The 19,365-nt window shown below is 35.7% G+C and carries 19 protein-coding genes; 12 read left to right on the top strand and 7 right to left on the bottom strand.

Annotation, left to right across the window (positions count from 1 at the left end; all coding sequences use genetic code 11):
• Window positions 1-64: 64 nt before the first annotated feature.
• On the bottom strand, window positions 65-694 hold the full coding sequence (gene rsmG, locus BIW12_RS09465; protein ID WP_071184899.1) for a 16S rRNA (guanine(527)-N(7))-methyltransferase RsmG: 630 nt from the start codon (window positions 692-694) through the stop codon (window positions 65-67).
• Between the two features lie 108 nt (window positions 695-802).
• Between rsmG and BIW12_RS09460 the strand changes: the two genes are divergently transcribed.
• The 3 genes from BIW12_RS09460 (at window position 803) to BIW12_RS09450 (ending at window position 3,944) form a co-directional block, all read left to right on the top strand.
• On the top strand, window positions 803-1,897 hold the full coding sequence (locus tag BIW12_RS09460; RefSeq protein WP_071184898.1) for a fatty acid desaturase family protein: 1,095 nt from the start codon (window positions 803-805) through the stop codon (window positions 1,895-1,897).
• Between the two features lie 103 nt (window positions 1,898-2,000).
• The gene (locus BIW12_RS09455) at window positions 2,001-3,191 is read left to right on the top strand and encodes a pyridoxal phosphate-dependent aminotransferase (protein ID WP_071184897.1); all 1,191 of its coding nucleotides are present in this window, start codon (window positions 2,001-2,003) and stop codon (window positions 3,189-3,191) included.
• 177 nt (window positions 3,192-3,368) lie between these two features.
• Complete coding sequence (locus tag BIW12_RS09450) at window positions 3,369-3,944, top strand: hypothetical protein (protein ID WP_071184896.1); 576 nt, start codon at window positions 3,369-3,371, stop codon at window positions 3,942-3,944.
• Between the two features lie 48 nt (window positions 3,945-3,992).
• Here BIW12_RS09450 and BIW12_RS09445 read toward each other — a convergent pair whose 3' ends face one another.
• On the bottom strand, window positions 3,993-4,844 hold the full coding sequence (locus BIW12_RS09445) for an AraC family transcriptional regulator (protein ID WP_071184895.1): 852 nt from the start codon (window positions 4,842-4,844) through the stop codon (window positions 3,993-3,995).
• 133 nt (window positions 4,845-4,977) lie between these two features.
• Between BIW12_RS09445 and BIW12_RS09440 the strand changes: the two genes are divergently transcribed.
• Together BIW12_RS09440 and purT are read left to right on the top strand one after the other, a co-directional pair.
• A complete protein-coding gene (locus BIW12_RS09440) occupies window positions 4,978-6,066 on the top strand; it encodes a mandelate racemase/muconate lactonizing enzyme family protein (RefSeq protein WP_071184894.1) in 1,089 nt (362 codons plus the stop codon).
• Window positions 6,067-6,218: 152 nt separating this feature from the next.
• Window positions 6,219-7,379 (top strand): formate-dependent phosphoribosylglycinamide formyltransferase, encoded by a 1,161-nt coding sequence (gene purT / locus BIW12_RS09435; RefSeq protein ID WP_071184893.1) that lies wholly within the window; start codon window positions 6,219-6,221, stop codon window positions 7,377-7,379.
• Between the two features lie 255 nt (window positions 7,380-7,634).
• Here the strand turns inward: purT and BIW12_RS09430 are convergent, their stop codons facing one another.
• Window positions 7,635-8,501 (bottom strand): helix-turn-helix domain-containing protein, encoded by an 867-nt coding sequence (locus tag BIW12_RS09430; protein ID WP_071184892.1) that lies wholly within the window; start codon window positions 8,499-8,501, stop codon window positions 7,635-7,637.
• Window positions 8,502-8,592: 91 nt separating this feature from the next.
• Here BIW12_RS09430 and BIW12_RS16170 point away from each other — a divergent pair, with 91 nt between their 5' ends.
• Window positions 8,593-8,955 carry a DUF983 domain-containing protein gene (locus BIW12_RS16170; protein WP_083382091.1) on the top strand — a complete coding sequence of 121 codons (363 nt, stop codon included), beginning with the start codon at window positions 8,593-8,595 and terminating at the stop codon, window positions 8,953-8,955.
• A 203-nt stretch (window positions 8,956-9,158) separates the two neighbouring features.
• Here BIW12_RS16170 and BIW12_RS09425 read toward each other — a convergent pair whose 3' ends face one another.
• The 4 genes from BIW12_RS09425 to BIW12_RS09410 form a co-directional block, all read right to left on the bottom strand.
• A complete protein-coding gene (locus BIW12_RS09425) occupies window positions 9,159-10,565 on the bottom strand; it encodes a RagB/SusD family nutrient uptake outer membrane protein (RefSeq protein ID WP_071184891.1) in 1,407 nt (468 codons plus the stop codon).
• Window positions 10,566-10,597: 32 nt separating this feature from the next.
• Window positions 10,598-14,077, bottom strand: a complete 3,480-nt coding sequence (locus tag BIW12_RS09420; RefSeq protein ID WP_083382090.1) for a SusC/RagA family TonB-linked outer membrane protein — start codon at window positions 14,075-14,077, stop codon at window positions 10,598-10,600.
• A 93-nt stretch (window positions 14,078-14,170) separates the two neighbouring features.
• Complete coding sequence (locus BIW12_RS09415) at window positions 14,171-15,355, bottom strand: FecR family protein (RefSeq protein WP_071184890.1); 1,185 nt, start codon at window positions 15,353-15,355, stop codon at window positions 14,171-14,173.
• Between the two features lie 155 nt (window positions 15,356-15,510).
• Window positions 15,511-16,110, bottom strand: a complete 600-nt coding sequence (locus BIW12_RS09410) for an RNA polymerase sigma factor (protein WP_071184889.1) — start codon at window positions 16,108-16,110, stop codon at window positions 15,511-15,513.
• Between the two features lie 296 nt (window positions 16,111-16,406).
• Here BIW12_RS09410 and BIW12_RS09405 point away from each other — a divergent pair, with 296 nt between their 5' ends.
• The 6 genes from BIW12_RS09405 to BIW12_RS09380 all read left to right on the top strand — a co-directional run bounded on the left by BIW12_RS09405 (window position 16,407) and on the right by BIW12_RS09380 (window position 19,348).
• Window positions 16,407-16,982 carry a Crp/Fnr family transcriptional regulator gene (locus BIW12_RS09405; RefSeq protein ID WP_071184888.1) on the top strand — a complete coding sequence of 192 codons (576 nt, stop codon included), beginning with the start codon at window positions 16,407-16,409 and terminating at the stop codon, window positions 16,980-16,982.
• A gap of 160 nt (window positions 16,983-17,142) precedes the next feature.
• The gene (locus BIW12_RS09400) at window positions 17,143-17,859 is read left to right on the top strand and encodes a pirin family protein (protein WP_071184887.1); all 717 of its coding nucleotides are present in this window, start codon (window positions 17,143-17,145) and stop codon (window positions 17,857-17,859) included.
• A gap of 10 nt (window positions 17,860-17,869) precedes the next feature.
• Window positions 17,870-18,154: a GNAT family N-acetyltransferase gene (locus BIW12_RS09395; protein ID WP_071184886.1), complete on the top strand. Its 285-nt coding sequence runs from the start codon at window positions 17,870-17,872 to the stop codon at window positions 18,152-18,154.
• A 26-nt stretch (window positions 18,155-18,180) separates the two neighbouring features.
• On the top strand, window positions 18,181-18,588 hold the full coding sequence (locus tag BIW12_RS09390; RefSeq protein ID WP_071184885.1) for an OsmC family protein: 408 nt from the start codon (window positions 18,181-18,183) through the stop codon (window positions 18,586-18,588).
• A gap of 2 nt (window positions 18,589-18,590) precedes the next feature.
• On the top strand, window positions 18,591-18,818 hold the full coding sequence (locus BIW12_RS09385) for a (4Fe-4S)-binding protein (RefSeq protein WP_071184884.1): 228 nt from the start codon (window positions 18,591-18,593) through the stop codon (window positions 18,816-18,818).
• On the top strand, window positions 18,818-19,348 hold the full coding sequence (locus BIW12_RS09380; RefSeq protein WP_071184883.1) for an NADPH-dependent FMN reductase: 531 nt from the start codon (window positions 18,818-18,820) through the stop codon (window positions 19,346-19,348). Before BIW12_RS09385 ends, BIW12_RS09380 begins: the two co-directional genes overlap by 1 nt.
• Window positions 19,349-19,365 lie beyond the last annotated feature (17 nt).

The following is a 19,365-nucleotide window of genomic DNA, read 5'->3' as shown; positions in this document are numbered from 1 at the left end:
GCGAGGAACGAAGCAATCACACTTGTTGCTCTCGTTATGAGATTGCTTCGTTCCTCGCAATGACTTAAACCACAAATTTCAGTGGCAAATGCACCACTTTCTTAGTTTCAAAAAATTCATCTTTAAAATGATCGGCTAAGTCGTATTGTGTTGCTTTTGGAAAATCCTTTAACTCTTCTGTCAGATCTCCTCCTTTTAGGTAGAGAATTCCGTTTTTAAGTTCGTGTTTCTGTTGTTTCTTGATTTTAGTTTTTACCCAGGAAACAAAATCAGGCATATTTGTTACTGCGCGGCTTACAATAAAATCAAAATCGCCTTTTACATTTTCGGCTCTGATTTGTTCTGCTTTTACATTTTTTAAACCTAAAGCATCAGCAACACCTTGTACTACTTTTATTTTTTTGGCTATAACATCTATCAGATAAAAACGGGTTTCAGGAAACAGAATAGCCAATGGGATCCCAGGAAATCCTCCGCCAGTTCCCACATCCAGCACATAACTTCCGGGTTCAAACTTCATGATTTTAGCAATTCCTAAAGAATGCAAAACATGTTTAGTGTATAAAGAATCAATATCTTTTCGGGAAATCACATTTATTTTTTCGTTCCAATCGTGGTATAAAAAATCCAGTTTCTGGAATTGTTCTTTTTGAATATCGGTTAAATCCGGAAAATAGCTCAATATTTCGTCCATCGTTTATTTTTTTAACAAAAGTACTATTTTTAAGTTTGAAATATTTAACTCAATTTTGCAGAGTTAAAATTTATAAATAATTATCTTTGAACGCTATTTTTGAATTATATGAATACTACCGCACCTACATTTGCTAAGCAAGACAAACTAAAGTTCTTTAGAACGCTTAACTCGCGGGTAAACAACTACTTCAAAGAAAATAACATTTCGAAAGCAGGTAATTGGAAACTGCATTTAAAAGCGGTCATCCTTTTTACTGTTTTTCTGGTTCCCTATTTTTTAATCCTTACTTTGGATATGCCTTTTTGGGCTCACTTACTTTTAACCATCGTTATGGGAATTGGTATGGCTGGATTAGGAATGAATGTGATGCATGATGGCAATCACGGTTCGTATTCGAATAAAAACTGGGTCAATAAAATAATGGGCGGAACTATTTATGTCCTGGCAGGTAATGTCTATAACTGGCAGGTACAACATAATGTTTTACATCATACTTACACTAATATCCCCGGTCACGACGAGGATCTCGATGCCGGAAGGATTATTCGTTTTACTAAAAGTGCCCCATGGCATAGTTTCCACCGTTTTCAACATTATTATTCTGTTTTCCTTTACGGATTATTGACTTTCAACTGGGCGCTTACGACTGATTTCAAACAGATGAGAAACTACATCAAAAGAAAACTATCTTATGGCGAGCCAAAAAGTCCTAAAATCCTATGGACTACTTTAATTATTACCAAAATCATTTATGTTTCCATCTGGATTGTAATGCCTATCCTAATTGGAATCGTTTGGTGGAAAGTATTAATTGGATTCTTCGTAATGCATTACACCGCCGGATTGATTTTAAGTATTGTGTTCCAATTAGCACACGTAGTAGACGAAACAGAAAATCCTTCTCCAAATGAATTAGGAGAAATGGAAAACACCTGGGCAGTTCACCAATTGTTCACCACAACTAATTTTGCTCCAAAAAACTGGTTGGTTAACTGGTACACCGGAGGATTAAATCACCAAATAGAACATCATATTTTCCCAAATATCAGTCATATTCATTATGGCAAAATTGCAAAGATTGTTCGCGAAACCGCACAAGAATGCAACCTGCCTTATTATGAATACAAAACTATGAGAAGTGCCGTAATTGCACATTTCAAGCATTTAAAAGAATTAGGAACAAACCCAGAAATGGCTTAAAATAAAGAAACACTTTGGTGTTTTTAAACAATAATTAATTAAAATAAATAATTAACCTCCCTTAATTCACTAATAGGAATTCGGGGCTTTCAACACTTTATTAATGAGTAATCCACTTTCAGACAGAATTAACAATCTTGCTACATCACAAACATTAGCAATGGCAGCTTTGGCTAGAGAATTAAAAGCGCAAGGTAAAGACATTATCAGTTTAAGTTTAGGTGAACCTGACTTCAACACGCCTGATTTCATCAAAGAAGCCGCTAAAAAAGCGATTGACGAAAACTACAGCACTTATTCTCCAGTTGACGGATATGCTGAATTGAAAGATGCTATCTGCAGAAAATTCAAAAGAGACAACGGTTTAGATTACAAACCATCTCAAATTGTAGTATCTACAGGGGCAAAACAATCTTTATATAACATTGCACAGGTAATGTTAAACGACGGTGACGAAGTAATCTTACCAGCTCCTTACTGGGTTTCTTACTTTGAAATCGTAAAATTATCAGGTGGTGTTCCTGTAGAAGTTCCAACTTCTGTAGAAACTGATTTCAAAATCACACCAGAACAATTAGAGGCTGCTATCACACCAAAAACAAAAATGATGTGGTTCTCTTCTCCTTGCAACCCTTCAGGATCTGTTTACAGCCGTGAAGAATTAACTGCACTTGGTAAAGTTTTAGAAAAATATCCAAACATATACATCGTTGCTGACGAAATCTATGAGCACATTAATTTCTCAGGAACATTCTGTAGTATCGCTTCTGTACCAGGATTATTCGACAGAACTATCACTGTAAACGGGGTTGCTAAAGCTTTCGCAATGACAGGATATAGAATTGGATACATTGGAGCACCAGAATTTATTGCAAAAGCATGTACTAAAATTCAAGGACAGGTAACTTCAGGAGCTAACTCTATCGCACAACGCGCTACTATTACTGCTGTTGATGCTGATCCGTCTGTGTTAAACCACATGGTTCAGGCTTTCCATTCTCGTAGAGATTTAGTTGTTGGATTATTAAAAGAAATTCCAGGAGTAAAAATTAACGTTCCGGAAGGAGCTTTCTACGTATTCCCAGACGTTTCTTCTTTCTTCGGAAAAACATTAAAAGGAACTGAAATTAAAGATGCTAACGATGTTTCGATGTATCTTTTGGCTGAAGCCAATGTTGCTACTGTAACTGGTGATGCTTTTGGTAACCCTAACTGTATCCGTTTTTCTTATGCTACCAGCGACGAATTGTTGAAAGAAGCATTAAAAAGAATTAAAGACGCTTTGGCAGGATAGTCTAAAGTTAGAAGTCAGAAATTAGAAGTTAGAACGCTAACTTAAATTTTATATCAAAGCCTCAAGGAAACTTGAGGCTTTTTTCATATAACGAAACCAATTTTATAGTTATTTATTTACATATTTATCTGAATTAATTCTATTTTTGCAATCGAATTTTTAAAATTAATCTTTTACATGTCAACACCTTTTCGCTCCATAATAATCTTAATACTAGTTTCCGTATTAGCCTCAAATTCATTAAAAGCTCAACCCAAAAAAGGAGAATACATCAATGCTTCTATTGGTCTAGGACTTAGCACCTCCTATTATGAAGAAGACGGTGGAGGAAGCGGTTTTTATGCACAGGCTGAATACGCAAAAGGAATAACAAAATGGATTGGCGTAAGATCCTACGCGGGAATTTTACTCACCTCAGGGGACAAAACTAATGAGAATGGAGATCCAACCGAATACAGAATAAGTGCTAAAGCTTTTTCTTTTGGCGGAAAAATTCGTGTTGCAGCACCTATCCCTTATATTGCTCCGTTTATCGAGTCAGGAATTGGGGCTTCTATTGGTTCTTTTCAAACTTATACGCCATCCACTAATCTCAAAAAAAATGGTATTTTGATGCATATTCCCGTTTCTTTAGGGTTAGCAGTCGGCCGCAAACATAGTGTAGATATCGCAGTTAGCTATTATTTCTATCCTTCGATGAAACAAATTTCAGGTGCTCTTGCTGCAGGAATTTCAATTCCTATAAACAACTAATTTCATGTCTCATATCAAAGCCTCAAGGAAACTTGGGGCTTTTTTTTATTAAATATCCCGATACATTTTCCGGTATTTAGAAGGCGACATTTTTACAAACTTATTGAACTGCCGGTTAAAAAAACTCAAGTTATTATACCCCACCTGGTATCCAATTTCAGAAGCCGTTAAATCAGTATTGATAAGCATTTTGGTCGCCATACTGATTTTGTATTCGTTGATAAATTCAAAAAAAGACTTGCGGAAAGTTTTCTTAAAAAAACGGCAAAAGGATTCCTTGTTCATCGCTATTTTTTTAGAAACATCGTCCAGACTAATTTGTTGGTTGTAATATTCCTTCACATAATTGTAAATCAAATTCACACGCTCACTTTCTTTAATAGTCAAATTGGTAGTAAAACCTTCGCCAGCCAAAAAGTGATGACTCCCATTAACAGCCAATTCCTGTAATATTTGCAAAAAAGACAAAAGCCGTTCAAAAGGCGGCAAATCAACCAAGGCTAGCAATTGATTCTCGACCTTCAGAGCCGTTTCAAAATCAAACCGAATTCCTCTGGAAGCCAAAGCAAGGAGTTGTTTAATGTGCTGAAATTCTTTTTTCTCTAACCAATCTTCGAGCATTTCTTTATCCCATTGTACAATAATGCAGCGTACTTCTTCTTTTTGTTCGCCAATGGTTTTCCAGCAATGCGGCAAATTCGAACCAACCAAAACCAAGTCGCCGTATTCAAAATTCCCCATATTGTCACCCACATATCGGATACCGCTACTTCCCAGAATATAAGTGAGTTCATATTGAGGATGAAAGTGCCAGGAAGCAATAAATTCTTTGCCTTCAAAAAGAGTCGTATTAAAAGAACTACCCAGCGACGGACTTATACTTCGGTATTCTGCTTTCATTTCTACACTACAATGGTTTAAGAGGCTTTAAAAATACACTATTCTTTATCAATATAGTGTTTAAAAATCCATTTATTGTGTAAATAGTGTTGCTTTTAGAGTTGTAATATTGTAATTCTAAAAACTACATAGCATGAATACAGATACCGCCATCAGAGACGTCAAATTATACAAGGCTTCCACTACACTAAAAAAACCAATATCGGATGCCACGCACACGCTAACCGAAATTGCTTTTATCGTAATGCGAATCCAATTGGAAAATGGAGTCATTGGCGAATCCTATTTATTGTCTTTTCAATATTCTCCCAATGCGATTGTGGGCGCATTAAAAGATATTATTCCGGTTATCAAAGGTTATAAAGCCAACGAAACTGCAGCAGTTTACCAAAAACTGGACGAATTAGCCGAATATTTTGGAAACCAGGGCGTATTGCGTTGGGCACAAGCCGCCATCAATATTGCCATGTGGGATGCCTGGGGAAAAACTTTGGGACAACCCATCCATAAAATCTTAGGTACCCACAAAGAAAAAGTATCCATTTATGGAAGCGGTGGTTGGATTTCCTATTCGATTGACGAATTGATTGAAGAAGTGACCAACTATGCCGATAGAGGTTTCAAAGCCGTAAAAATAAAAGTAGGTTCGCCAAAAGTCAGCACCGATGTGGAGCGTTTGCGCTTAGTGCGTGAAGCCGTGGGTGACAAAGTCGATATCATGATGGATGCTAATCAGGGAATGGATTTGCCATCGGCAATGAAATTAGCTAGAGAAGCAAGAGATTTAAACATCAACTGGTTTGAAGAACCCATCCACCACCAAAATTTCCAAGGTTACGAAATCCTAAAAAACCAAACCGGAATTTCCTTAGCCATGGGAGAAAGAGAATTTGATACTTTGCCGCTTAGAGAATTAGCTACCCGAAATGCTTTGGACATTTGGCAACCCGATATTTTGAGAATTGGTGGTGTGGAAGCATGGCGTGAAAGTGCTGCTTTGGCTAAAAGTTTCCACTTACCGGTATTACCACATTATTACAAAGATTACGATGTGCCTTTGGTATGCTCCATTTCCAACGGTGTGGGTGTAGAATCTTTTGACTGGGTCGATCCATTAATTGACAACCCGATGGTGGTTCAGAATGGTTTTGCAAAACCACACGATTTACCAGGCTGGGGATTCAGTTTTATCGATGATCGAATGACTGAAATTAAGTTGTAAAACAACTCCTTTTCCTATAAATAGTTTAAAATTTGAAGTCGCAATACTCCAAATTTTAAACTATTTTTGTTTTTTAATTATTCATTAGTAACTCTCGTAGTGAGATTGCTTTGCTTCGTTCCTCGCAACTCCTCGCAATAAAAATCATAAAAATGGCAAAAATCCTTCTTCTCGGCTCAGGCGAACTTGGTAAAGAATTTGTAATAGCTGCGCAACGCATCGGGCAAACTATAATTGCGGTGGACAGTTATGCAAATGCTCCTGCTATGCAAGTCGCTCATGATTTTGAAGTGATTAATATGTTAGACGGCGACGCTTTAGATAAAATTGTAGCCAAACACCAACCTGATTTTATCGTTCCCGAAATAGAAGCCATTAGAACCGAACGTTTTTATGATTACGAAAAGCAAGGAATTACCGTAGTTCCATCGGCAAAGGCGGCCAACTTTACGATGAATCGCAAAGCCATTCGCGACTTAGCTGATAAAGAATTAGGATTAAAAACGGCCGAATACCGTTATGCCACAACAGCCGAAGAGTTACGAAAAGGCGTTCTTGAAGTAGGCATTCCTTGTGTGGTAAAACCATTAATGTCTTCGTCAGGAAAAGGACAATCTACAATAAAAACCGAAGCTGATATCGAAAAAGCCTGGGAATATGCTGTAGCGGGTTCGCGTGGTGATGTGATAGAAGTAATTGTGGAAGCTTTTGTGAAATTCAATTCGGAGATTACTTTATTGACCGTAACACAAAACAACAATCGTACTTTATTCTGTGCGCCAATCGGGCACCGTCAGGAACGTGGCGATTATCAGGAAAGCTGGCAACCTGCCCGAATTTCTGACAAGGATTTATACGAAGCACAGGACATGGCCGAAAAAGTGACCGAAGCCTTAGGTGGCGCAGGACTTTTTGGTGTGGAATTTTTCATAGCTGATGATGGCGTTTATTTCTCTGAACTCTCGCCTCGCCCTCACGATACCGGAATGGTAACATTGGCCGGAACGCAAAATTTCAATGAATTCGAATTACACCTCAGAGCGATTTTGAGTTTACCTATTGCCGAAATTACCTTAGAAAAAACGGGAGCAAGTGCTGTAATTTTAGCTTCTGAAAATAATTCAAATCCAACTTATACCGGAATTGAAAAAATTGCTGCATTACCCAAAACCGATTTCAGAATCTTTGGCAAACCATCCTCAAGACCTTACCGAAGAATGGGCGTGGCTTTGACAAACGATACTTTAGAAACTCCAATAGAAGAAGTTGTGAAACGTGCTATACAAGCTGCAAGTTTAGTAATTGTAGACTAATTTTCTTTTTTGCTTGATCAAAAAAGAAACAAAAAAATCAAGTCTTACACTTCCTCGTCGGTCAAATTAGTTTTCGAATACTAAAAGAAAAGAACTCTCCGCCGCGGCGGATCAAACAGCTTTTCTTTTTACGTATTCTTCAAACATTTGACACTCGACTGCGGAAGCTAAGGACAATGAATTCGTTAAATAAAATAGTCTGCGGAAATTTGCGCAATTTGCGGTTGAAAATCTATATTAAAAAAAAAATAACTCCTAATCTTTTTTCAATAATCGGAAAGCGGTGGGTGTTACACTCGTATGTTTTTTAAACAAACGCGTAAAATAAGAGTAATCTTCGTAACCTAACTCGATTGCAATTTCATTGACTGTCCAGTTTTTGTCGAGCAACATTCGTTTGGCTTCCAGCATCACTCGATCTACAATTACTTCGGTGGTTGTTTTTTTTAGAATTTCATTGCAAATGCGGTTCAAATGCTTCAAACTGACATTCAATGCCGAAGCATAAAACGCCGCCGATTTTTCTTCTTTAAATTTCGTCTCTAAAAGCTGCTCCAGACTTTTAATTTTTACATTATAAGAATGCGCTTCGTGAATGTAAATTTCGTTGTACTTACGAGCGAGTTCAATGTGAATAATATCCAATAGATTCATTATTTTATCGCGTTTCAATACCTTATTGGTTTGCATTTCGGCAATCAAATTTTCGAAATAAGGCAAAACAGCGTTTATTTCGGCTGTATCCAATACAATTTCCGGACTATTTTTTACCGAAAAATAAAACGGATAATCTTCGATAGTCTTATTCCCAAAATACAAATTATACATTTCGGCTGTATAAAAAACGATAAATCCTTCAATATCTTCGGATAAAACCCAATGATGCATTTGGCCTGGCTGTAACACAAAAACACTTCCCGGTCGAATATCAAATCGGTCAAAATCGACCTCATGAATTCCCGCACCATTGGTAAAAAAAACCAACAGATAAAAATTATGACGATGCGGTTTTTCTACAAAACTATGATTGATCAGGTGATTTTTAAACGTATTAATATACAAATCACTCGTTACCGAATTGCAGTTAAACTGTTCAATACTATATACGGGATATTTTTTCATCCTGAAAATGTCTTTTTTGTCCTAGAATAAGCGAATATAGAAAAATAGTCAGTACGTTGATAATAAATACCTTTGATAAAAATTAGAAATCATGTCAAATACAATCCTTCACATCCTGAACAACGATTGTCCCCATTGTCAACAAGGAAAAGTTTTTAATGAAAAAAGTATCTTCTTTAAATTCAGTTTTCCAAAAATGAACGAATACTGTTCGCATTGTCATTATAAATTCAAAAAAGAACCGGGGTATTTTTTTGGAGCTATGTATGTCAATTATGGATTAACAGTAGCTCAAGGAATTACAACTTACGTTATATGTAGTTTCTTTTTTCAAGAAACTTTCGACTTAAGAATCATCCCCATTATTATGGCTGTAATAGTCGCATTGTCTCCATTGAACATTCGGTTATCAAGGTTATTATGGATTTATATGTTTAAAAATTATTCGAATTAATAAAGAACTCCAAAACAATGTAGTCTCATCTACTTTTTTTTCACATCGAGCGCAGTCGAGATGTAATAGTTGTTCTCGACTGCGCTCGAACTGACAGATGGAATAACAGACTTTGGAATAAAGAAAGACCGCTCACCAGTCTATTCAACAAGCAAGCGGTCTTTCCAACTAACCAAACTAACACACTAACTAACCACTAATTTTTATTTATAAGCCTCATTTTGAGTAATCACATCCGGATTTTGGTTAATTACTAAAAATGGAATAGGCAATAATAATTCTTCTTCTGTAATAGTTATATTTTTATCACTATTTTTAATCACAGTAATTGCTCTTCCGGTTCTTATTAAATCAAACCAACGGTGAAATTCACAGGCAAATTCTACCTGCCTTTCATGTTCTAAAGCTAACTCAATCGTATTGTACTGAGCCGGATAACCCACACTTCCATAAAGCGGTAAGTTAACACGGGCACGAACTTCGTTTAGGTATTTTGGATCCGAAGTTGCTTCGGTCAGCATTAAAAGAACATCTGCATAACGAAGAACAATAAAGTTATTGTTTGATGCTTCTCTTAAACCGGCAACAGGTGCAGCTGCATCTTTCCATTTAATTGGGAATTTTACGTCAACAAAAGAATTATTAGCTGTTGTGTAACCGTTTTGAATAGAAATATCTCTCCTTGGGTCACCCGTTTCATAGGCATTCCATAAGTCATCGGTAATTTGATTAAATCCTCCTCCCCAGGCTGTAACCACGCGATTATCAACCGGTGAAAACATAGCCCAATACAAACTGTACGGACTGGATACACCACCTTTGTATTGAATTTCAAAAATAGACGAAGCTCCATTTTTCTTAGTTAAATTCCATAAATCAGCATAAGGCACCAGAGTAAACTTGCCATACACTTTCAACAAAGTTTCAGCAGCTTTGGGTTTATTCCCCATAGTTAAATACACCTTGCCCAATAAAGTATTAGCAGCTTCCTGACTGGCAGCACCTACAAAACGCTGACTTGTTTTTACCGGTAATTTGGCTGCTGCGAAGTCTAAATCGGCAACAATTTGAGCATAAACCTGCTCCTTTGGTGTACGTCCTTGTGCATAAGCATTAGCAATACTTAGCGGAGTTGTAACCAATGGCACATCGCCCCAGGCACGAACCATATCAAAATAATACAAAGCACGTAAAAACTTAGCTTCGCCAATTAAAGCATCCCTACTGGCAAAATCCAGTTTTTCAGCACTGGCAATAATATTATTTACAACATAGATTGCCTTATAATAATTATTCCAAAAATTGAAAACCAACTCATTATCGATGGTCATGGTATGCAACTCAAAGCTTTCATAGTCCTGTATTCTTCCGGCAGCATTATCACTATAGGCATTATCAGACATTAACTCACCATAGAACGACGGCAAACTTTCAGGTCCGTACAAGGTATAAAGCGAATTATAAGCAGACCACATCGCTGTTTCAATATCTTTTTGAGATTTATAGAACTCTGCTTCGTTAGCATTTGAGATAGGCGCTTTATCTAAAAAATCGGAACTACATCCCAATAGGAATAAGTTGCAAAAAAGGATGATATATATTTTTTTCATTTTCTTAAGTTTTAAATGATTGAATCCCGATGTTAAAAACTAATATTTAATCCGGCAGTCGCTGTAAAAGGATTTGGATAAGCACCATAATCAAAGCCTACCAATACACCTGATTGATATGTACTTCCTTCCGGATCATAACCTAAGTAATCAGAGAATACATGTACATTTTCTAAATTCACATATAACTTTATGTTACTTAATTTCATCTTATCTACTAATCTTTTTGGTAAATTATAGCCCATACGAATGTTTTGGATACGAACAAACGAACCGTCTTCAACCCAATAACTGGATCCAAAATCACGAACAGTAGTTGGCAACATACGAGGCTTAGGAATCATTCCGTTTCCAGGCTCAGCATCCGATTTCCAGTAATTATTTACCACAGCATACATATTACGGTTACCTCCACCAACACCTGATTTTAGGTATCTGGCATTATGGTTCAGAATTTCTCCACCTTGAGAACCGCGCAACAAAACTGAAAGTTCAAATCCTGCGTAAGAGAAATTGTTGGTCATCCCCCATTGAAAATTAGGTTGGTAATTTCCTAAATAGGTACGGTCATTAGAATCAATCTTACCGTCTTTATTAACATCTCTTACCTTTGGATCTCCCGCTTCACTGCCTGTCCATACCGGATAAGCATTACTATCCAATTCTGCTTGCGACATAATCACACCATCAATAACATAACCATAATACATTCCTATTGGTTGTCCTACCGCTGTGCGCGATGTCATACTACTAATATTAATATCTATCGGAGCATCGTTAGCACCCAGTTTCAACACTTTATTTCTATTGGCAGAAATATTAAAATCAGTACTCCACTTGAATTCGCTGTCGATATTTTGTGTGCTCAGATTAAGTTCAATCCCTCTGTTTTCAAGCTCTCCAATATTAGTCAAAGTAGAAGAGAAACCGGAAAGAATTGGAATAGGTACATTCAATAATAAATCTTTTGTTTTAGAATAATAAATATCTCCTGTAAATTTCACACGTCCATTAAAAACACTGAAATCAACACCAAAGTTAGTTTGACCTGTTTTTTCCCATTTCAAATTTTTATCAGCAAAATTTGAGGTATAAATCCCCTGGTTCACAGTACCTGAACTTACATAAGGACTATACCCTAATGTTCCAATCGATCCATAATTTGGAATCGAATTGTTACCTGTTGCCCCATAACTCAATCTCACTTTCAGGTTACTTATCCAGGAAATATCTTTTAAGAAAGCTTCTTCAGAAATACGCCAGGCAAGTGATCCTGAAGGGAAATAACCCCATTTATTATTGGCTCCAAAACGAGAAGAACCATCGGCTCTAATTGCCGCAGATGCCAAATATTTACCTTTATAAGAATAATTGGCACGAGCCAAATAAGAAACTAACGACCACTCTTCTGAAAAAGTGTTTCCGGCATTCACCACACCCGCATTTAAAGTATGTACTAAATCATTTGGAAAATTACCGGCTGTCATACTACTCAAATCTGTAGCTTGTTCCTGAGCAGAATAACCCGCCAATAAATTTAAAGTATGAGCCTCATTAAATGTCTTATTATAAGTCAGTGTATTTTCTAAAATCCAGTTATTGGATTGTAACGTTTTGAAATCAGCCTGAGCCGGCACCCATCCGGAGTAACCCCAGTTTTGACCTGCATTCCAATAAAAATTATGAACTGTATTTTCAATATTAGAACTTCCGGAAGTTTTAAAAGTTAAATCTTTAACAATATCCCATTCTAAGAAAGAAGTGATTGTAGCTACATTTGTTACTTTTTTAGCAGTTGCTTCTCTTGTTAATGAATAAGGATGCCAAAGTTGGAAACCATATTTTGCAAATGTATTCCAAATTGAAGCAGGGTCTTTAAAACCTAAACTTCCGGTTTCAACATAAAGCGGAAAAAATGGATCACTTTGTAAAGCCAAACTCACCACGTCACTTTTTCCACCTGTACCGTAAGGCGCTTCATTGGCACGGCTAAGACCAATATTCATTCCCATGCGAACTTTATCATTAAACTTATGCTTAATATTAGATCTTAAATTAATTCGCTCGTAAGTATTTCTGTCAACAACACCTTCTGAATCCAAATACCCCATTGACACCATAAATTGTGTTTTCTCATTACCACCGGAAGCCGATAATTGGAAATTATTATTTCTTGCAGTTCTAAATACCACATCCTGCCAGTCCGTTCCGTTACCAATTCGGTCAAGCCAAGCCGGATCAGAGAACTCCACTGGAACAGTTACGTTAATTCCTCTTGTAGCCGATGGATTGGCAGCAACAATTGTTGCCCATGAATTATTTCTTGCAGCCGAATTGAAAGCAATGAATTCTGAGGCATTCATCAAATCAGTTTTACGGTTAACACGCGAAAAACCAGTTTCCAGAGTTGCATCAATTTTAGTTTTACCCGCTTTTCCTTGCTTGGTAGTAATAATAACAACACCATTTGCCCCTCTGGAACCATAAATAGCTGCTGAAGATGCGTCTTTCAAAATATCAATCGACTCAATATCGTTAGGGTTGATAAAATTCAATGGATTTCGGTTAAAACTTAAGTTACTGGCTGTAGTAATTCCTGTATCCGTTGAATTTGTTGAACTGTCTTCCAACGGAATACCATCAATAACATAAAGCGGAGTAGTTCCTGCGTTTATCGAAGAAGCACCACGTACTTTTACAGTTGGGGCAAGACCAGGAGCACCTTGGGATTGTGTAATTTGTACACCGGTAGCCTGACCTGCCAGCGATTGAAGCACGTTAGAATTCGACCTGCCTTCCAATTTTTCTGCACCAACAGAAACGATTGCTCCTGTCAAATCTTTTTTCTTAACAGAACCGTAACCCACAACTACTACTTCTTCCAGTTTAGCTGAATCTTCTTCTAATTTAATAGTAAGATTAGTTTGTCCGCCTACTGAAATTTCTTTTGTTGTAAAGCCAATAAAAGAAACTACTAATATCGCTTTGTCGCTTTTTAGTTTTAATGAAAACTTACCATCAAAATCCGTTTGAACTCCATTTGTAGTTCCTTTTTCAACAATATTTACTCCCGGAATAGGTTGTCCTGAAGCGTCAGTAATTTTCCCGTTTATTGTTTTTTGCTGTACTTCATTAATTACAACTACAGCTTTTTCTTTAATTAAGATGGTATTATCATCTGTTAACTCAAAATTGAGATTATTTTTAGAAAGGCATTGTCCTAGTAATTTAGTTACTGCAATTGTCCCTTTTTTTAATTCAATATCCGGGATGTCTTTAAAAACCTTTCTGGGATAAACAAAATTCAAATCAGTCTGTTGCTTGATGATTTTAAATACCTGATAAATGGTTACCGATTGATCTTTTTCAATAGTTACATTCGCTTGTGCAAATGTCTTACTTACATTGAGGCAAAAAACATTGGTACACCATAAAAAGATAAACGCTCTCATAGCAGTTTTAATTAGCCTTTCTCTAACGAGAACAAAGACATTACGTACTTTAATTTCCATAATTTTTGGTTGGTTTTGGTTGGTTATACAATAGCTAAATCAATTTAAATAGTCGGGATGAAGTAAAAGAGGGTTATAACTCCTCCCGTTTTTTTATTCCAGGGTTACTTGTTTATTTTTTATTTCATAGTTTTTTATAATTTTAAAATTCTTAATACTCTTCAAAATCTCGTCCAGGCTTTGGGTTTTCCTTATAACACCATCAAAAATCTCATTTTCGATGGCTTTATTTTTAAATACAACATCAAAATCATACCAGCGTGATAAAACTTTCATCATATCCTTAAGTGTTATATTTTCGAAACTAAAAACCCCTTCTTTCCATGCTATTTCGTTATAAACATCTATATTTTTTATAAGCGAATTACTGGTTGCGATATTTAAACTTAATTGCTGGTTAGGCATTAATCTTTGTTTTCTGTTTCCAATATTTACATCTACCTTACCCTCAACCAGAGTTGTATAAATACTGGTTTCATCTTTATATGCTTTGATATTAAATTCGGTTCCTATAACATCTATTTCCTGTTTATTGTTAAGCACTTTGAAATGGGCCCCTTTATGTTTTGTACTAGGTGAAACATCAAAATAGGCTTCTCCGTAAACCAATTCTACTTTTCTGGTTTGTCCTTCAATAAAAGCTACCGGGAATTTTAATTTAGTTTCAGAATTCAACCACACCTCAGTGCCGTCAGACAATTTAATAACGAATTTACCTCCTCTGGGAATTGTTAAATAATTATAGACCAACTTGGCGGCATCGCCTTTTTTAGCTTCATAAATAATTTCCTCTCCGTTACTTTTGGCATTTTGGGTTTTCACCGAAGCCCCGTTGGCTAAAACCACTTGCGAACCGTTGGCTAACGTTAACACCGCCTTATCTGTACCCGGTTCAAGGTCTTTTACAGCCTGTTTCACAATTGCCGGAGTAGTTTGAACTTGTTGGTTCAAAAGAACATCCTTGAAAAAATAAGCCGTAGCTAAAACACCTATAAAAACAGCGGCAGCCGCGTATTTCATAAAATGGTATTTTCTTTTTGATAGCAAATCTTGTTCTTTTTGAGGAGTAGCTAATATTTTATCCCGAATGCGCATAGCATCAAGTTCAGTCAACATTGGCTTTTCATCTAAAATTGCCAATACTTCTTCTACAGTTGGTAGTCCGCTAGATTCGGTTAAATTCTGAATGTAGCGCACCACTTCATCAACTTCTTGCTGGGAACATTGATTCAGAATGAACTTTTTTAATAAATTTTGAATATGGCTATCGTGTTGCATAATATACTTTCTTATATATAATACAGATGAGAAAATGAAAAGTACTACTCAGTATTATTATTTTTTTCGAAAAATAGAAAAATAATAATAAAACAAAGCGAAATAAAAAGAAATAGAAAATGCAAAAGAAAGAAAAGATAATAATCAACGAATCATTATTCCAGCCAACGAGATGAAAGAAGTGTTATTAGAAGTGTAACATCGCCATGTGTTTCTAAAAAATTTCTAATATCGGCTAAAGCCTTACTCATTTGACCTTTTACAGTACTAACCGAAATATTTAATTTCTGGCTTATTTCCTCGTAACTCATTTCTTCATTACGGGACATTTCAAAAATAGCTCTGCGTTTAGGAGGCAGTTGTTCAATAGCCTTTTGCTTTAAGGCATCATAATCCGATTCATCAATAATATCTTCAATTGGACTATAGGATTTTTGGCTTACATAAAACACTTCTTCCTTAAGCTTGTGACTATTGGCTACTTTACTAATAAGGTTAAAGGTGAGGTTACGCGTAATAGTAAACACATAGGATTTGAAAGATAAATCAGCATTAAGTCGCTCTCTATGTAACCAGATATTTAAGAATACATCCTGGACAATTTCTTCAGCTAAAGCCTGATTTTTAAGCATACTTAAACTATAAGCATACACATCATTACAATAGGTATTAAAAAGCGTACTAAATGCTTTTTCATTACCCATCATAAGCTCTGTAACCAATATTTTATTATTAATTGCTTTTGTTTCAGACATTACGAAAAAACTCTATACACATTAAATTATTACAAATCCTTGCTGTTTTATACGAGAATTCTATTTTAGAACCCTGCTCAATACGAATATAACAATTTGAATCAAACAATTGTAAAAAAAGCAAAATTTAGCAAATTTAACTTTACAACAAATGGATGCTTAAACCAACTTTGATTTTCGATTTATTTCGAAAAGTTTACTAATAACTTTTCTGTTTTGATGAATTATTCGAATTAACAAAAGAACAAACAAAGCAAAATGGCTATATTGCAGAGTCAATTTTTTAAAAAACAACAATGTCTCTGATTTTAACCAATATAGAAAAACACGTCCAGCTAACAGCTGAAGAAAAAGAGCTTTTCTTAAGCAAAACTGAAATTCATCATTACAAAGCCAAAAGTATTTTGCTTAGTTCAGGACAAGTATGCAAACATTCTTATTTTGTAAACTCAGGAATTTTAAGAAGTTTCAATATCAATGATAACATTGTTGAATATGTTTTAAGTTTTGCCTGCGAAGGCTGGTGGATGGGCGATATGTACAGTTTAATTTCGCAAAAACCGGGAAATCTTTTTATCGAAGTCTTAGAAGATGCTGAATTGGTTTTACTTTCGAAAGAAAATCAAGAGCAACTTTATACCGAAATTCCTAAACTGGAGCGCTTTTTTAGAATTCTTACCGAAAACTCATTAGTTGCTAATCAGGAAAGATTAATGGATAATTTGAGTTTATCGGCCGAAGAACGCTATGATAAATTTCTGAAACGATACTTAAATCTCAATCACAAAATACCACAAAAACAAATTGCGTCATATATAGGTGTAACACCGGAGTTTTTTAGTAAAATGAAAGCCAAGTTACTCCGTAAATAGTTAGCAGTGGTCAGTTAATTAGTGATCAGTCTTTACTACTATTTTTTTTCTCTGATTACTAAAAAATCTGAATACTAAACACTTCTTAATCTAGGTTAAGTGCAAAACGCTAACGACGGATGTACCTTTGTAATGTAATAATCAAAAAACATAAAATATCATGGCAAATACAGTTTTTCACAAAGCAGACACAAGAGGACACGCAGATCACGGATGGTTAAACGCTTACCACAGTTTTAGTTTCGCTAGCTGGTACAATCCGGACAGAGTACAGTTTGGAGCACTTCGTGTATTGAATGATGACACCGTTGCTCCGGGAATGGGTTTTGGAACACATCCTCACGATAATATGGAAATTATTACTATTCCACTTGAAGGTGATTTAGCACACAAAGACAGCATGGGAAATGCAGCAACCATCAAAACAGGTGATGTACAGGTAATGAGTGCCGGAACCGGAATTCAACACAGTGAATTTAACCCAAATGCAGATTTAAGAACTAAATTATTCCAAATTTGGTTGTTTCCTAAAACCAGAAATGTAACTCCTCGCTACCAACAAATAACTCTGGACAAATCATTAGAAAAAAATGATTTTGCTCAAATATTATCTCCAAATCCGGACGATGCCGGTGTATGGATTCATCAGGATGCCTGGTTTTATTTAAGCGATTTTGATAAAGATTTCTCAAAAAAATTAGCTCAAAAAAAAGAAGGAAACGGTTTCTACATCATGAATATCGAAGGAGAAATCGAAGTTAACGGACATCAATTAGACACCAGAGACGCTTTAGGAATTTGGGAGACTGCCGAAATTGAAATCAAAGCAACTACTGCTGCTAAATTTTTAGTAATGGAAATTCCAATGAAATACTAATACTAAAGTTATGAATGAAATTATAGGACTGGAATACAACGAAAAGAAAGGTTATTTTTATGTAAAAATCGATGACAAAACAGAGGCAAAAATGACCTTTGTTTTTGCAGGACCTCATAAAATCATTATAGACCACACCGAAGTAAATCCGGGACACAACGGTAAAAACTTTGGAAAGAAAATGGTTGAAAAAGCCGTTTTATTTGCCCGAGAAAAAGAGTTAAAAATTCTTCCTCTGTGTCCTTTTGCAAAAAAGGTTTTCGATAAAACACCCGAATTTAGTGATGTTTTGTAAATTGACTTTAAAAAAATAATTTAAAAATGGGAAACTTACTAGAAAAAGACATTGTTGGAACAATAGGTTCTCAAAAATATTTGTGCACTATTTCGTGGCGCAACGGTCAACTAATTATGGATGAACCCGAAAGCAACGGAGGAAAAGATTTAGGACCGGATCCTTTTTCAGCTCTTTTAGCATCTTTAGCGGGCTGTACCTTGGCTACTTTGCGAATGTACATTGACCGAAAAGGCTGGGATATTCCCGAAATTAATATCTCAGTCAATGCTACTCAGGAATTAGATGGCGAATTTGAAACTATTTTTTCAAGACAAATTTCTTTTTCTACTAATATAACCACAGAACAAAAAGAACGATTACTACTAATTGCTGACAAATGCCCCGTTTCTAAAATCTTAAAAGGAAAAATAACTATTAACACAATGCTGTAATTATGAATCCAAAAGAGCTAACAAAAGAATATACCAATGGTGAAGTTACCATTGTATGGCAATCGGCTAAGTGTATCCATTCGGCTAATTGCGTTCGGAATAATCCGGATGTATTTCAGCCTAAAGAAAAGCCCTGGATAAAACCGGAGGCTTCAACAACAGAAAAAATTATCGATACCGTAAATAAATGTCCTTCGGGAGCTTTAACCTACTTTTTAAACAAGAAATAATGACTAAAAAAATTATTGCCTTTGGCGCATCTTCAAGTACAAATTCTATCAATAAACAATTAGCCACTTATGCTGCATCACAATTTGAAAATACTGATGTAGAAGTTTTAGACTTAAACGATTATGAAATGCCTATTTTTTCTTTAGATAAAGAATCTAAAAATGGCATTCCCGAATTAGCAAAAGACTTTTTCAATAAAATAGGAACTGCTGATTTGGTAATTGTATCACTTGCCGAACATAACGGAGCTTATTCAACCGCTTTTAAAAATATTTTTGACTGGACTTCCAGGGTGAATCCTAAGTTTTTTCAGGAAAAACAAACCCTAATTCTGGCTACTTCTCCTGGACCAAGAGGCGGACTTACAGTTTTAGAAATTGCAAAAAACCGTTTCCCTTTTCAGGGAGCTAATGTAAAAGGAAGTTTTTCTCTACCAAGTTTCAATGATAATTTCAATGCAAATGAAGGAATTACAAATGAAAAACTAAAAGGCGATTTACTTGAAATTATTCAATCTATCGAACTTTAAAAAAATAATTCAAACCC

Source organism: Flavobacterium commune, assembly GCF_001857965.1.
Lineage (GTDB): Bacteria > Bacteroidota > Bacteroidia > Flavobacteriales > Flavobacteriaceae > Flavobacterium > Flavobacterium commune.
Note: the sequence above shows the minus strand (reverse complement) of the source record. Positions and strands in the feature narration are given on the sequence as shown.

Bases quoted from the DNA above. Each gene is read 5' to 3' on its own strand.
- rsmG (WP_071184899.1), bottom strand. From the start codon at position 694: ATGGACGAAATATTGAGCTATTTTCCGGATTTAACCGATATTCAAAAA.
- BIW12_RS09460 (WP_071184898.1), top strand. From the start codon at position 803: ATGAATACTACCGCACCTACATTTGCTAAGCAAGACAAACTAAAGTTC.
- BIW12_RS09455 (WP_071184897.1), top strand. From the start codon at position 2,001: ATGAGTAATCCACTTTCAGACAGAATTAACAATCTTGCTACATCACAA.
- BIW12_RS09450 (WP_071184896.1), top strand. From the start codon at position 3,369: ATGTCAACACCTTTTCGCTCCATAATAATCTTAATACTAGTTTCCGTA.
- BIW12_RS09445 (WP_071184895.1), bottom strand. From the start codon at position 4,844: ATGAAAGCAGAATACCGAAGTATAAGTCCGTCGCTGGGTAGTTCTTTT.
- BIW12_RS09440 (WP_071184894.1), top strand. From the start codon at position 4,978: ATGAATACAGATACCGCCATCAGAGACGTCAAATTATACAAGGCTTCC.
- purT (WP_071184893.1), top strand. From the start codon at position 6,219: ATGGCAAAAATCCTTCTTCTCGGCTCAGGCGAACTTGGTAAAGAATTT.
- BIW12_RS09430 (WP_071184892.1), bottom strand. From the start codon at position 8,501: ATGAAAAAATATCCCGTATATAGTATTGAACAGTTTAACTGCAATTCG.
- BIW12_RS16170 (WP_083382091.1), top strand. From the start codon at position 8,593: ATGTCAAATACAATCCTTCACATCCTGAACAACGATTGTCCCCATTGT.
- BIW12_RS09425 (WP_071184891.1), bottom strand. From the start codon at position 10,565: ATGAAAAAAATATATATCATCCTTTTTTGCAACTTATTCCTATTGGGA.
- BIW12_RS09420 (WP_083382090.1), bottom strand. From the start codon at position 14,077: ATGGAAATTAAAGTACGTAATGTCTTTGTTCTCGTTAGAGAAAGGCTA.
- BIW12_RS09415 (WP_071184890.1), bottom strand. From the start codon at position 15,355: ATGCAACACGATAGCCATATTCAAAATTTATTAAAAAAGTTCATTCTG.
- BIW12_RS09410 (WP_071184889.1), bottom strand. From the start codon at position 16,110: ATGTCTGAAACAAAAGCAATTAATAATAAAATATTGGTTACAGAGCTT.
- BIW12_RS09405 (WP_071184888.1), top strand. From the start codon at position 16,407: ATGTCTCTGATTTTAACCAATATAGAAAAACACGTCCAGCTAACAGCT.
- BIW12_RS09400 (WP_071184887.1), top strand. From the start codon at position 17,143: ATGGCAAATACAGTTTTTCACAAAGCAGACACAAGAGGACACGCAGAT.
- BIW12_RS09395 (WP_071184886.1), top strand. From the start codon at position 17,870: ATGAATGAAATTATAGGACTGGAATACAACGAAAAGAAAGGTTATTTT.
- BIW12_RS09390 (WP_071184885.1), top strand. From the start codon at position 18,181: ATGGGAAACTTACTAGAAAAAGACATTGTTGGAACAATAGGTTCTCAA.
- BIW12_RS09385 (WP_071184884.1), top strand. From the start codon at position 18,591: ATGAATCCAAAAGAGCTAACAAAAGAATATACCAATGGTGAAGTTACC.
- BIW12_RS09380 (WP_071184883.1), top strand. From the start codon at position 18,818: ATGACTAAAAAAATTATTGCCTTTGGCGCATCTTCAAGTACAAATTCT.